Consider the following 12,812-nt stretch of genomic DNA (forward strand, 5'->3'; position numbering starts at 1 on the left):
CGGTTGAAGCCCGGACACCGGGGTTGACTACGCTGTTCACACCGTGTTTCGACCCCGAGGAGCACCCCAGTGATCACCAGGATGTCGTCGCTGTTCCTGCGCACGCTGCGCGAGGATCCGGCCGACGCCGAGGTTCCCAGCCACAAGCTGCTGACGCGGGCCGGCTACGTCCGCCGGGTCGCGCCGGGCGGGTACTCGTGGCTGCCGCTGGGTTTGCGGGTGCTGCGCAGGATCGAGAACATCGTCCGCGAGGAAATGGACGCGATCGGCGGCCAGGAGATCCTGTTCCCCGCGCTGCTGCCGCGCGAGCCGTACGAGGCGACCGGCCGCTGGCGCGAGTACGGCGACGCCCTGTTCCGCTTGAAGGACCGCAAGGGTGCCGACTACCTCCTTGGCCCGACGCACGAGGAGCTGTTCGCGCTCACCGTGAAGGGCGAGTACAGCTCGTACAAGGACTACCCGGTCGTCCTGTACCAGATCCAGACGAAGTACCGCGACGAGGCGCGTCCCCGCGCCGGCATTCTCCGTGGCCGCGAGTTCGTCATGAAGGACTCCTACTCCTTCGACCTCGACGACGACGGTCTGTCGCGGTCCTACCAGCTGCACCGCGACGCCTACATCCGCATCTTCAACCGGCTGGGCCTGGACTACGTGATCGTCGCGGCCACATCCGGCGCGATGGGCGGCTCGGCGTCGGAGGAGTTCCTCGCCGTCGCCGAGACGGGTGAGGACACCTACGTCCGCAGCACCGAGTCCGGGTACGCGGCCAACGTCGAGGCCGTCGTCACGCCCGCGCCGCCGGAGCAGTCCGTCGAGGACAAGCCCGCGGCGCAGGTGCACCACACGCCGAACACGCCGACGATCCAGACCCTGGTGGACCACCTCAACAGCCGCGCCGACCTGGGCCGCACCTTCACGGCGGCGGACACCCTCAAGAACGTGATGGTGAAGATCCGCCGGCCGGGCGAGAAGGACTGGCAGATCATCGGCATCGGCATTCCGGGCGACCGCGAGGTCGACCCGAAGCGACTGGAGGCGTCCCTGGAGCCGGCGGAGGTCGCGCTGCTCGAGGAGGCCGACTTCGCCGCCAACCCGTTCCTGGTCAAGGGCTACATCGGCCCGAAGGCGTTGCAGGACAACGGGATCCGTTACCTGGTCGACCCGCGGGTGGTCACCGGCACCGCGTGGGTGACCGGCGCCGACAAGGCCGACCACCACGTCGTCGACCTCGTCGCGGGCCGTGACTTCCGGCCGGACGGCTACATCGAGGCCGCGGAGGTCCGCGAGGGCGACGCGTCCCCGGACGGCCGGGGCACGCTGGTCGCGGCGCGCGGCATCGAGATCGGGCACATCTTCCAGCTGGGCCGCAAGTACACCGACACGTTCCAGGTGGACGCGCTCGGCGCCGACTCGAAGCCGGTCCGCATCACGATGGGCTCCTACGGCATCGGGGTGTCCCGCCTGGTCGGCGTGATCGCCGAGCAGAGCCACGATGAGCTCGGCCTGGTGTGGCCGCGCGAGGTGGCACCCTACGACGTGCACGTGGTGATCGCGGGCAAGGACGAGTCGATCGCGGCGGGTGCGGAGAAGCTGGCCGCCGACCTGGACGCCGCCGGGGTGCAGGTCCTGCTGGACGACCGCAAGGCCTCGCCGGGTGTCAAGTTCGCGGACGCGGAACTCCTCGGCGTGCCCACGATCCTGGTGGTGGGCCGCGGCCTGGCGAAGGGCGTCGTGGAGGTCAAGGACCGCAAGTCCGGCGAGCGCGAGGAGATCGCCGTGGACGCGGTGGCCGGTCACCTGGTGAAGCTCATCCGCGGCTGAGCACCGGGAGCGGCCCGCCGGGCAGGCCGCTCCCGTCCCGGTCAGCCCTCGCCGAAGACGGCTGCCAGCACCCGGTTCGTGTCGCTCAGGTCGCGCAGCACGACCTGGGCACCTGCGTCGCGCAGCGCCTGCTCGTCGAAGCGGCCGGTTGCCACCCCCACTGCGACGGCGCCGTGCGCCCGCGCGGCGTCGATGTCGTGCGGCGTGTCGCCCACGACGACCACCGAGGCGGGTTCGAACGGTGATCCGTGTGCCGCCCGTGCCCGGTCGACCGCGTACGCCACCAGGTCGGGCCGGTGCGCGGAGAGGTCACCGTAACCGCCGATCTCGAAGTCCAGGTGCGTGTGCAGGCTGAACGCGGACAGCTTGTGCCAGGCGATGTCCCGCAGGTTGCCGGTCACCAGTGACTGCAACGCCCCGCCCGCGGCGGCCACCCCGGCCAGCGCCGCGGCGGCGCCGGGGAGCGCCAGGCCCTGCTTGCCGAGCTCCGGCAGCGCGGTCTCGGACACCGCGGTCAGCGCCAGCCACATCCGTTGGATGAGTTCCTCGGTCGGCTCGATCCCGTGCCGGGTCAGCACCTCCGCGGTGATGGCGCGCTCGGTCCGCCCGAAGAAGTCCGGCATCTCGGTCAGCGTCACGCCGGTCACCTCGGTGAGCACCTGCCGGTACCAGCCGCGGCCGGCGCCACGCAGGTCGATGAGGGTCTGGTCGATGTCCCACAGCACCAGCCGGTGCGTACTGCTCGTCACGTCCGCCGACGCTACCAACCCCGTTATTCATCAAGCGTTGACTTCTGCGTGGAGCCGCGTCTACGCTGAAATTCAACATTGGAAGAATTCAGTCGGAGGTTCCCATGACCGGAACATCCACGCGGCGGATCGCCGGACTCGCCGCCCTGGCCGGTGCGGTGATCGCGGTGGTGCTGGGGTTCCTCACGGTGGGCGTGCAGGCGTCGGTCGCACCACACGGACTTCCCGTCGCGGTCGCCGTGCCGGACCAGGCCGCGCCCCCGGTGCGGGCCGCGGCGCAGCACCTCACCACGGCGGGCGGCGACGCCCTGAGCGTGCAGGTCACCTCACCGGAACAGGGCAGGCGGCTGCTCGACGACAAGACCGTCTACGGCGTCCTGGAACTCGCCCCGGGGCAGGTCGGTGTCGTCGTGTCGGGCGCGGTCAACCCGGCCGGCACCCAGGTCGTGCAGCAGGCGCTCACCGGGGCCGGCCAGGCGCTGTCGGCCGCGATCTCGCAGGCGACCGGCACCCCGGCCGCGCCGGTGCGGGTGGAGACCGTGCACCCGGCGAGCCCGGCCGGCCGGATCGCGCCGCTCGCGGTGAGCATCCTGGCCTGGGTCGGCAGCCTCGCCGCCGGTGCGCTGCTGGTGCTTCTCGGACGGCGGTCCGGCGCGCGGATCGGCACCGCGGCCCGCCTGACGCAGATCGCGGCCACCGCGGTGCTGATCACCGCGGTCGTCGCGGGGTTCCTGGCCCTGTGGGACTCGTCGCTGACACCCGGCTGGGACGTCCTCGGTTACGTCCTGCTGACCGCGGCGGCGTTCGCGGCCGTGCAGGCCGCGTTGCTGCGGCTGCTGGGTATCCGGGCGATGGCGATCCTCGGCCCGCTCTACCTGCTCGCGCCGAACGTGGCCGGGCAGGTGCCGGAGCTGCTGAACCCGGCCTACCGGATCCTGCTGTGGTCGTGGGCGCCGTTCCGGTTCTCCACCGAGGGCATCCGCAGCCTGCTGCAGGGCACCCCGGGCGCCCCTGACGTGACCACCGGCGTGTGGGTGCTCGGCGCGATGCTCGTCGCCGGGCTGGTCGTGGTCCTCTGGCCCCGCCGCGCGCCGCGGCCGGCGCCTGCCCCGGCGGCCGAGCTTCAGCCGGCCAGGTAGCTGAACCGGACGCGCCGGACCGGGTTGTCGATGTTGGTGTCCACCAGGCAGATCGACTGCCAGGTGCCCAGCGCCGGTGACCCGCCCAGCACCGGCACGCTCGCGTACGGCGGCACCAGCGCGGGCAGCACGTGGTCCCGGCCGTGACCGGCGCTGCCGTGCTGGTGCCGCCACCGCTGGTCACGGGGCAGCAGGTCGTCCAGCGCGGTGAGCAGGTCGTCGTCGCTGCCCGCGCCGGTCTCCAGGATCGCCAGGCCCGCCGTGGCGTGCGGCACGAAGACGTGCAGCAGCCCGTCGGCGGCCTCCGCCTCGGCGAGGAACGCCTCGGCTTCCTTGGTCAGGTCGTGCACGACGGCCCGGCCGCCGGTCTGCACCTCGATCTCCGTGGAGTACATGCCTCTCACCGTAGGCGTCCCAACGGGTGGTACGCGAAATAGCGCGTGCCGCCCGATCGCTGGACGGTGGGAGGCGAAAGGAGCGAGGCATGGTTCATCTCGCGGTGGCACTGGAGGGCGCGGGCTGGCACCCCGCCGCGTGGCGCGAGCCGGACGCGCGCCCGGACGAGCTGTTCCGCCCGCGCTACTGGGGCGATCTGGCGACCGAGGCCGAACGCGGCCTGCTGGACTTCGTGACGATCGAGGACTCCCTCGGCGCGCCCCGGGACGGGCGCACCGACCGGGTGGACGGGCGGCTGGACGCGGTGCTGATCGCGTCCCGCGTCGCGCCGCTGACCCGGCACCTCGGGTTCCTGCCGACCGCGGTCGCCACCCACACCGAGCCGTTCCACCTGTCCAAGGCGATCGCCACGCTCGACTACGTCTCGTCCGGCCGCGCCGGGGTGCGGGTCCGGATCGCGAGCAGTCCCGAGGACGCACGGCACTTCGGCCGCCGCGAGTTCCCGGTGCCGCTGCCGGACCTGGCCGAGGAGGCCGGTGACTGGGTCGAGGTGGTGCGGCGCCTGTGGGACAGCTGGGAAGACGACGCGGAGATCCGTGACGTCGCGACCGGCCGCTTCGTCGACCGCGACAAGCTGCACTACATCGACTTCACCGGCCGGTTCTTCAGCGTGAAGGGCCCGTCGATCACGCCGCGCCCGCCGCAGGGCCAGCCACCGGTGGCCGTGCTCTCGCACATCGACGAGATCCACCGGCTCGCCGCCCGCTCCGCCGACCTGGTGTTCGTCACCCCGCACGACACCGAACAGGCGCGGTCGCTCTCGGCGGAGCTGCGCGGGCTGCGGCCCGATCTGCTCGTCTTCGGCGACGTCGTGGTGTTCCTCGACGAGACCGAGCAGGCGGCGCGGGACCGCAAGGCGCGGCTGGACGATCTCGACGGGGCCGAGTACACCTCCGATGCCCTCGTTTTCACCGGCACGCCCGCCGGGCTGGCCGACCAGCTGCTCGCGTGGCGCGACGCCGGGCTGACCGGTTTCCGGCTGCGCCCGGCCGCGCTGCCGCACGACCTCACCGCCATCACCCGCGGGCTCGTGCCCGAACTCCAGCAGCGCGGTGCGTTCCGCCGCGAGTACGAGGCCACCACGCTGCGGGGCCTGCTCGGCCTGAGCCGTCCCGCCAACCGTTACGCAGGAGCGTCGCGATGAAGCAGATCCACCTCGCCGCGCACTTCCCCGGCGTCAACAACACCACGGTGTGGAGCGATCCGCAGGCGGGCAGCCACATCGAGTTCTCGTCGTTCGCGCACCTCGCGCAGACCGCCGAACGCGCGAAGTTCGACTTCTTCTTCCTCGCCGAGGGCCTGCGGCTGCGTGAGCACGCCGGCCGGATCTACGACCTCGACGTCGTCGGCCGCCCCGACACGTTCACCGTGCTGGCCGGGCTCGCGGCGGTGACCGAGCGGCTGGGCCTGACCGGCACGATCAACTCGACGTTCAACGAGCCCTACGAGGTGGCCCGACAGTTCGCCAGCCTGGACCACCTGTCCGAGGGGCGGGCCGGGTGGAACGTGGTGACCTCGTGGGACGCCTTCACCGGGGAGAACTTCCGCCGCGGTGGATACCTGCCCGAGGACCAGCGGTACCAGCGGGCGAAACTGTTCCTGGACACGGCGTTCGAGTTGTTCGACTCGTGGCGCGCGGACGACATCGTGGCGGACAAGTCGTCCGGCGTGTTCCTGCGCGACCCGCGCGCGGGCGCGTTCGAGCGGCACGACGCGCAATTCGACATCGCGGGCCGGTTCACGGTGCCGCGCAGCCCGCAGGGCAGGCCGGTGATCCTGCAGGCCGGCGACTCCGACGAGGGCCGGGAGTTCGCGGCCGCGACCGCGGACGCGATCTTCACGCGGCACGGCACGCTGGACGCGGGGCGGAAGTTCTACGCCGACGTGAAGCGGCGCCTGGCCGCCTACGGGCGCGAGCCGCACCAGCTGCTGGTGCTGCCCGCGGCGACGTTCGTGCTCGGCGACACCGACGCCGAGGCCGAGGAGCTGGCGAGCGTCGTGCGGTACCAGCAGGTCAGCGGCCAGACGGCGATCCGGTTCCTGGAGCAGGTGTGGAACCGCGATCTGTCCGGCTACGACCCGGAGGGCCCGTTGCCCGACGTCGAACCGGTGGTCGGCGCGGACGCGCTCGCCAAGGGCCGAGCGCAGACCCGCATGTACCGGGACCCGGTGGCGACGGTGCGGGAGTGGCGGGAACTGGCGGCGGCGAAGAACCTGTCGATCCGCGACCTGGTGGTGGAGGTCAGCGGGCGGCAGACGTTCGTCGGCGCCCCGGCGACCGTCGCCGAGGCGATCAACACCTACGTGCAGGAGGACGCGAGCGACGGGTTCATCCTGGTCCCGCACGTCACACCCGGCGGGCTGGACCCGTTCGCGGACAAGGTGGTGCCCCTGCTGCAGGAGCGGGGCGTCTTCCGGAGCGAGTACGACGGCACCACGCTGCGCGACCACCTCGGCATCGATCGCTGAACCGCGCAGCCGGCGGGTCAGCTCCCGGCGGCGGAGAACACGACGGGCGGCGCCTTGCGGACCGCCGTGCGCGCGGTCTTCGCCGCCGGGGTGGCGGTTTTCCGGGCACCGGTGGTCCCGGAAGCCGCGGCGCGGGACGGCTTCGCCGCGGCGGCCTTCGGCTGCGCCGCGCTGTCCTGCTTCGTCCCGGCGCCGCCCCTGGTGCCCCGCTGCGCGCCGGACGTGGTGGTCTTCGGTTTCGCCGCGGACCCGGCCCGGGTGGCGCGTTTCGCCGTCGTTGCGGTCGCTGCGGTGGCTTTGGTGGCTTTCGGTTTCGTGGCCTTCGGTGTGGCGGTGGCCGGCTTGGCTGCCTTGGTGCCCGCGGCGGGCTTCGTCGTCGCGGTGGCCTTGCGGCCGGTGCCGGACTTCCCGGCGGTCTTCGCCGCGGTGGCCTTCGCGGCCGGAGCCGTGGTGGTGGTCTTCCGGCCCGCGGGCTGCGCCGCCGCGGCGGCGGACTTGGCCCGGGCAGCGGTGCCCGTGCGCGCCGGCTTCCCCGACTTCCCCGACTTCCCCGGCTTCCCGGTCTTGACGGTCTTGCCGGTCTTCGCCGTCTGCACCGCCTTCGCCGACGGCGCGGGTTCCGTGGTTTTCGCCGTGGTGGCAGGGGACTTGGCGCGGCGCGTGGCCGTCAGGCGGCGCGGCGGGCGCTTGCGGCCACCCGTCCGGCGGCCCGCGCGGACGTAGGTCCCGAGCAGTTCACGGAGGCTGTTCGCGTTCGGGTCCGAGAGGTCGATGTCGTACTCGACGCCGTCCAGGCCGAACCGCACCGTCTCCGCGGCCGGTTCGCCGTTCAGGTCGTCCAGTAGTTGCACCGCGGTGTTCTTCGCCACCGAAAACCTCCAGTACTCACGCGTTCGCGCCGAGAATACCCGCCCCACTTGCGCCGGCCGCCGGGCTGGTGTGCGCTGTGCCCATGGCCGACGAGACTTTTGACGTCATCGTGATCGGTGGCGGACCGGTGGGGGAGAACGCGGCGGACCGCGCCGTCAAGGGCGGCCTGTCCGTCGCGCTGGTGGAGCGGGAGCGGTTCGGGGGCGAGTGCTCGTACTGGGCGTGCATCCCGAGCAAAGCCTTGCTGCGACCGGGAAACGCGCTCGCCGCGGCCCGGCGCCTGCCGGGCGTGCCGGTGGGGGAGAGGCTGGATCCCGCGGCGGTGTTCCAGCGCCGCGACTACTTCACCGGCCGGGGCGACGACAGCGGTCAGGTCGAGTGGGCGCGTGGCGCCGGTATCGAGCCGATCCGTGGCCGCGGCCGTCTCACGGGTGAGCGCGAGGTCACTGTGGACGGCACCCGGGTGCTGCGCGCGCGGCACGCCGTGGTGATCTGTACCGGCAGCGTCCCGAAGACACCGCCGATCCCGGGTCTCGACGAGGTGCCGACGTGGGGTTCGCGTGAGGCCACCGCCGGCAGCACCGTGCCCGGGCGGCTCGCGGTCGTCGGCGGCGGCGTGGTCGGCGTGGAGATGGCGCAGGCGTGGGCGCGGCTCGGTGCGCGGGTGGACCTGATCGTCACCGGGCCGCGTCCGCTGCCGCGGTACCCGGACTTCGCCGGTGACGCGGTCGCCGAGGGCCTGCGGGCCGACGGGGTCCGGCTGCACACCGGTTCGGGCCTGTCCCGGGCGTCCTCAGTGGACGGTGCAGCGCAGCTGGAGCTCACCGGCGGCGAGACGCTGACCGCGGACCAGGTGCTCGTGGCGACCGGACGGCGGCCGGCCACCGACGATCTCGGCCTCGAGGTGGTCGGGCTGGCCCCGGGCAAGCCGCTGACCGTGGACGACAGCGGAATGGTGTCCGAAGTGGATGGTGAGTGGCTGTACGCGGCCGGTGACGTGACCGGCCGCGCGCTGCTGACCCATCAGGGCAAGTACGCCGCCCGGATCGTCGGCGACGTCGTCGCCGCCCGCGCGACCGGGAAGCCGGTCGATACCCGTCCGTGGGGCAAGCACAGCAGCACGGCCGATCACTACGCGGTTCCGCAGGTGGTCTTCACCGATCCGGAGGTCGCCTCGGTCGGGCTCACCGAGCCGGAACCCGGTGCGCGGCAGCGGGTGGTGGACATCGACATCGCGGTGGCCGGGTCGTCGCTGCACGCCGACGGCTACGCCGGTAAGGCCAGGATGATCGTCGACACCGAGCGTGCGGTGCTGGTCGGTGTGACGTTCGTCGGCCAGGACGTCGCGGAGCTGCTGCACTCGGCGACGGTCGCGATCACCGGCGAGGTGCCGCTGGACCGGCTGTGGCACGCGGTCCCGTCGTTCCCGACGATCAGCGAGGTGTGGCTGCGGCTGCTCGAGGAGTACGGCCTCTAGCCGGGAAAACCGTTTGCCCGCGGTAGGTGTGTGCGCCACCCTGTGCCAGGTGCGCGAAGATCACGAGCTGTCCCCGCCTGGCGGGCGGGTGCTGGCGTGGTCGGCGACCGGGCCGGCGGACGGCGTGCCGGTGCTGTTCCTCGCCGGAGCCGCCACCGGCCGGTCCATGACCTTCGGTGCCGAGCACCTCGACCGTGCCGGCGTCCGGCTGGTGACCGTCGACCGTCCCGGCATGGGCGGGTCGACATCCGATCCCGGCCGCACCGTGCCGTCCACGGCCGCGGACCTCGCGTGCCTGGTGGCGCGCCTCGGCGGCCCGGTGCCGGTGGTGGCGAACTCGCAGGCCGCGGTCTTCGGTCTCGCGCTCGCCGAGCGCGGGATCACCTCCCGGCTCCTGCTGGTGTCGCCCGCTGACGAGGTCGCCGATCCACGCGTGCGCGCCCAGGTGCCCGCCCCGCTCCAGGACGTGGTCGCGCGGGTGGCGGCGGATCCCGACGGCGCCCGCGCGTTCTTCGCCGAGCTCGGTCCGGATGGGATGGAACGCATGGTGCTGGACGGCGCCGACCCGGCCGACCGCGCGGTGTACCGCGAACCCGGGTTCCTGAGCCGCTATCGCGCCGCGCTGCGGGAAGGATTCGCCCACGGCGGGGCGGGCTACGCGACGGACACGCTCCTGGCGATGTCGCCGTGGCCGCTGGACTGGCAGGCGATCCAGGTGCCGGTGCTGGTGTGGTCCGGCGAGCGGGACCACGTCCACTCGCCGGATGGGGGTGCGCTGCTCGCCTCCCGCATCCCCGGCGCGCGACGCCGGATCGTGCCCGGCGCCGGTGCCGCCCTGCTCTGGACCCACGCCGCCGAAGTCCTCGCCGCGGCGACCGGCTAGGAGATCCGCACGCCGAGCGCCGCGCCCGCCACGCGAAGCAGGGTCGGATCGTCCGGCGCGGAGCGCCCGCCCGGGTAGGCGGCCAGCACGAGCCGGACCGCCTTGCCCGAGACGGCGCTCTGGTAGGCGGCTCCAGCGAGGTCCGGTTCGCGCGGCCACCGGTGGGTCTCGGTCGCCAGATCGGTGATGCCGCCGCTGCCCGGCGTGTCGGCGAGCTGTTTGAAGGCCGCGGCCTGCTCGTCGCTGCCGAACGTGAGCACGGCAACCGACACCACCACGGCCCGCCCGTTCACGGTCGCCTCGAAGCTGCCGCGTTCCATGCCCGCGCAGCCACCGGCCTGCAACCGGGCCTGCAGGTCCCCGTAGGAGTGCGCGGCACAGGTGCGGTCCGTGCCGCCGGCCCGTTCGGCGAACTCCACACCGGCGACGGACTGCCGCCCGGCGGGGACGGTGGTGGTCGGGGACGCGGTCACCGGCTCGTCGCCCCCGCCCGTGGTGGCCAGCAGGATCACGGCCACCACCAGCACCAGCGCCGCGGCGATCGCCGCGGCCGGCCGCCACGGCAACGGCCGCGGCGCCGGGATCGTGCGCACCGGCTCGGCCGCGGAGAGCCGGGACACCGGTATCGCGGCCTCGGGCAGGGGGACCACCGGTGGCACCGCCGCGGGTTCCGCCGGCCGCCGGCGCGGCCGCGGCCTGGCCGGCGGCAGCTTCACCGTCACCGGTTCTTCGGACGCGCTAAAGCCTTCGGCGGCCAGATCGTCCGGGGTGAGGGCGGTGTCCGGGGCGAGGGTGCCGATCAGCGCGCGTGCCTGGTCCGGTGTGCACGGCCAGGGGGCCGGGGTCAGCGAGGTGATCGCGGCCAGCAGGCTGTCCTGCGTGGGGAACAGGACGCGGACGTGGCCGGCGAGGTCGGCGGCCGGCTGCTCGATCTCCTCGGCGAACGGCCCGACCGCGATGATCGTCGCGATCGGCAGGTGCTCGGGCACGTCCGGGCGCAGGCGGTCGGTGACGGCTTCGGCCAGCGCAAGCGCGTGCGCCGCGGGGTTGACGACGTCAAGGTCGGCGACGAGCGGCCACCCGTCGGCCTTCCACTGGCCGGTCAGGGGCGCTTCGAGGCGGATCGCCGGACCGGGCAGGTCGACGCCGATCACGACGAGGACGGCGCGGGGGAGCACGACGATCGCCTCGACCGGTGGCCGGCCCGGCAGCGGGCGGGCACCGGCGAGTGCGACACCGCCGGCGACGTCGTCCCCGCGGCCCAGCGCGGCGAGCGCGGCCCGGACGTCGGCGGCGACGCGCGCGGGTTGTGGCTCCAGGCGGACCAACCGCACGGCGCACCTCCCCGAACTCGTCCGCGCGCGAATCACGCTAGCGCGCTGTGGGGCCGACGGGCCTCGATGGTGTGACGAGTGCGCGGAAGATCTCCCGCTTTGGTGGCACTGGGCGGCTCGTTGGTGATTGACAGTGATCGAGGTCGTTCTGTTAAGTGTTACTGGTTGCAGTCGACGGGGTGGCGCGGACGACAGCGCTCCCCCGGGCGGGGGGCCGGGCCGGCCCCCCGCGTGCCTGTGTTTGCTGCGACATCTGAGGTTCCTGTGGCGAAATGCCGTCGGCGGGGTGCAGAATGTGGGCAGTCACGTCAAGGACTGCTTCACCGCAGGCGTGCCGAGGCTCGCGAGGTCGTAGGGGAAGACGCCCCTCGTCGAGTAGCGGAGGTCAGCAGTGAGCACCCGTGGCGTGGTTTACGTCCACTCGTCGCCGTCTGCGGTGTGCCCGCACGTCGAGTGGGCGATCTCGGGCACCCTGGGTACCCGGGTCGATCTGAAGTGGACGGCGCAACCCGCCGCTCCAGGGCAGCTGCGTGCCGAGTGCACGTGGAGTGCGCCCGCGGGAACCGGCGCCAAGCTGGCGGCCGGTCTCAAGGCGTGGCCGATGCTGCGGTTCGAGGTGACGGAGGAGCCCAGTGCCGGCGTCGACGGCGAGCGGTTCTGCTACGTGCCCGGGCTGGGTCTGTGGCGTGGCCGCACGAGCGCGAACGGTGACATCGTCGTCGGGGAGGACCAACTGCGCACCCTCGTCGCGACGTGCCGTGCGGGGGAGCAGCTGACGCACAAGCTGGACGAGCTGCTGGCCGCCAGCTGGGACGAGGCGCTGGAGCCGTTCCGCCACGCGGGCGACGGGGCGCCGGTCACGTGGCTGCACCGCGTGGGGTGAGGTGGCTGCCCCGCGACGCTGGTCGCGGCGGTGATCGATGTCGCGGAAACCTGCTCCATCCGCGGGTGACCGCCCGCACTACGCTGCCGGTGTGACAGCCATGCCGGCGCCTCCCGCAGCACCACCCCGCTGGCTGGTGCCCGTGGTCATCGTGGTGGTGTCGATCATGGTCGGCGGCGGTCTCCTCGCCCGCGAGCTCTACCGCCTGCCGGAGGCCGTGCCGGACACCATCCTGGCCGAGTCCACGACCAACCGGCCGCTCGCCCAGCAACCGGGCCCGGACACCGTCGAGCTCACCCCGGACGCGGCGGCCCACCCCCGCAGCGAGGTCGTGCGCACGCTGCTCCAGACCTACTACGACTCGATCAACCACCGCGACTACGAGCTGTGGAGGACGGTCGTCACGCGGGAACGGATCCAGGCCAAACCCAGGAGCACCTGGCTCGACGACTACGGCAGCACTCGCGACGGCAGCATCCTCGTCTACCGCATCAACCCGGTTTCCGACGCGGAGCTGCGCGTCCTCGTCGGGTTCACCAGCACCCAGAACGCCGAGGACGCCCCGCCCGAACTCCCCGAACCGTGTGTCCACTGGCGACTGGTCCTGCCGCTCGCCCTCGAGTCCGGTGCGTGGAAGATCGACGCGGTCACCGGCTCCACCACCCCGGAGCTGTCCCGCTGCTGACGGCATGACGAAGACCCCGGCACCGGGCCGGGGTCTTCGCCGGGCA

At 73.0% G+C, this 12,812-nt stretch carries 12 protein-coding genes; 8 read left to right on the forward strand and 4 right to left on the reverse strand.

Features of this window, described 5'->3' with window-relative positions:
- The first annotated feature begins 69 nt into the window (after positions 1-69).
- A complete protein-coding gene (locus FHX46_RS08640) occupies positions 70-1,821 on the forward strand; it encodes a proline--tRNA ligase (protein ID WP_167112246.1) in 1,752 nt (583 codons plus the stop codon).
- Positions 1,822-1,862: 41 nt separating this feature from the next.
- Here FHX46_RS08640 and FHX46_RS08645 read toward each other — a convergent pair whose 3' ends face one another.
- Positions 1,863-2,570, reverse strand: coding sequence for an HAD family hydrolase (locus tag FHX46_RS08645; protein ID WP_167112248.1), 708 nt, complete (start codon positions 2,568-2,570; stop codon positions 1,863-1,865).
- Between the two features lie 104 nt (positions 2,571-2,674).
- Between FHX46_RS08645 and FHX46_RS08650 the strand changes: the two genes are divergently transcribed.
- The gene (locus FHX46_RS08650) at positions 2,675-3,709 is read left to right on the forward strand and encodes an ABC transporter permease (protein WP_167112250.1); all 1,035 of its coding nucleotides are present in this window, start codon (positions 2,675-2,677) and stop codon (positions 3,707-3,709) included.
- Here FHX46_RS08650 and FHX46_RS08655 read toward each other — a convergent pair.
- Entirely contained in the window at positions 3,694-4,104 is a 411-nt protein-coding gene (locus FHX46_RS08655) for a secondary thiamine-phosphate synthase enzyme YjbQ (protein ID WP_167112252.1), read from the reverse strand. The genes FHX46_RS08650 and FHX46_RS08655 overlap by 16 nt on opposite strands.
- Positions 4,105-4,193: 89 nt before the next feature.
- Between FHX46_RS08655 and FHX46_RS08660 the strand changes: the two genes are divergently transcribed.
- Entirely contained in the window at positions 4,194-5,309 is a 1,116-nt protein-coding gene (locus FHX46_RS08660) for an LLM class flavin-dependent oxidoreductase (protein ID WP_167112254.1), read from the forward strand.
- Positions 5,306-6,634 (forward strand): NtaA/DmoA family FMN-dependent monooxygenase, encoded by a 1,329-nt coding sequence (locus tag FHX46_RS08665; RefSeq protein ID WP_167112256.1) that lies wholly within the window; start codon positions 5,306-5,308, stop codon positions 6,632-6,634. Before FHX46_RS08660 ends, FHX46_RS08665 begins: the two co-directional genes overlap by 4 nt.
- Before the next feature lie 17 nt (positions 6,635-6,651).
- Here the strand turns inward: FHX46_RS08665 and FHX46_RS08670 are convergent, their stop codons facing one another.
- Positions 6,652-7,503, reverse strand: a complete 852-nt coding sequence (locus FHX46_RS08670) for a histone-like nucleoid-structuring protein Lsr2 (protein ID WP_167112258.1) — start codon at positions 7,501-7,503, stop codon at positions 6,652-6,654.
- 83 nt (positions 7,504-7,586) lie between these two features.
- Between FHX46_RS08670 and FHX46_RS08675 the strand changes: the two genes are divergently transcribed.
- Both FHX46_RS08675 and FHX46_RS08680 read left to right on the forward strand, forming a co-directional pair.
- Complete coding sequence (locus FHX46_RS08675; protein WP_167112260.1) at positions 7,587-8,981, forward strand: dihydrolipoyl dehydrogenase family protein; 1,395 nt, start codon at positions 7,587-7,589, stop codon at positions 8,979-8,981.
- Positions 8,982-9,030: 49 nt separating this feature from the next.
- The gene (locus FHX46_RS08680) at positions 9,031-9,864 is read left to right on the forward strand and encodes an alpha/beta fold hydrolase (RefSeq protein WP_313886065.1); all 834 of its coding nucleotides are present in this window, start codon (positions 9,031-9,033) and stop codon (positions 9,862-9,864) included.
- Here FHX46_RS08680 and FHX46_RS08685 read toward each other — a convergent pair.
- Complete coding sequence (locus tag FHX46_RS08685; RefSeq protein ID WP_167112261.1) at positions 9,861-11,198, reverse strand: hypothetical protein; 1,338 nt, start codon at positions 11,196-11,198, stop codon at positions 9,861-9,863. The two genes, FHX46_RS08680 and FHX46_RS08685, sit on opposite strands and share 4 nt — an antisense overlap.
- Before the next feature lie 391 nt (positions 11,199-11,589).
- Between FHX46_RS08685 and FHX46_RS08690 the strand changes: the two genes are divergently transcribed.
- Both FHX46_RS08690 and FHX46_RS08695 read left to right on the forward strand, forming a co-directional pair.
- Positions 11,590-12,081, forward strand: a complete 492-nt coding sequence (locus FHX46_RS08690; RefSeq protein WP_167112263.1) for a DUF3145 domain-containing protein — start codon at positions 11,590-11,592, stop codon at positions 12,079-12,081.
- Positions 12,082-12,181: 100 nt separating this feature from the next.
- Positions 12,182-12,766 (forward strand): hypothetical protein, encoded by a 585-nt coding sequence (locus tag FHX46_RS08695; protein WP_208400939.1) that lies wholly within the window; start codon positions 12,182-12,184, stop codon positions 12,764-12,766.
- Positions 12,767-12,812: the final 46 nt, after the last annotated feature.

The organism is Amycolatopsis viridis (genome assembly GCF_011758765.1).
Classification (GTDB): domain Bacteria; phylum Actinomycetota; class Actinomycetes; order Mycobacteriales; family Pseudonocardiaceae; genus Amycolatopsis_E; species Amycolatopsis_E viridis.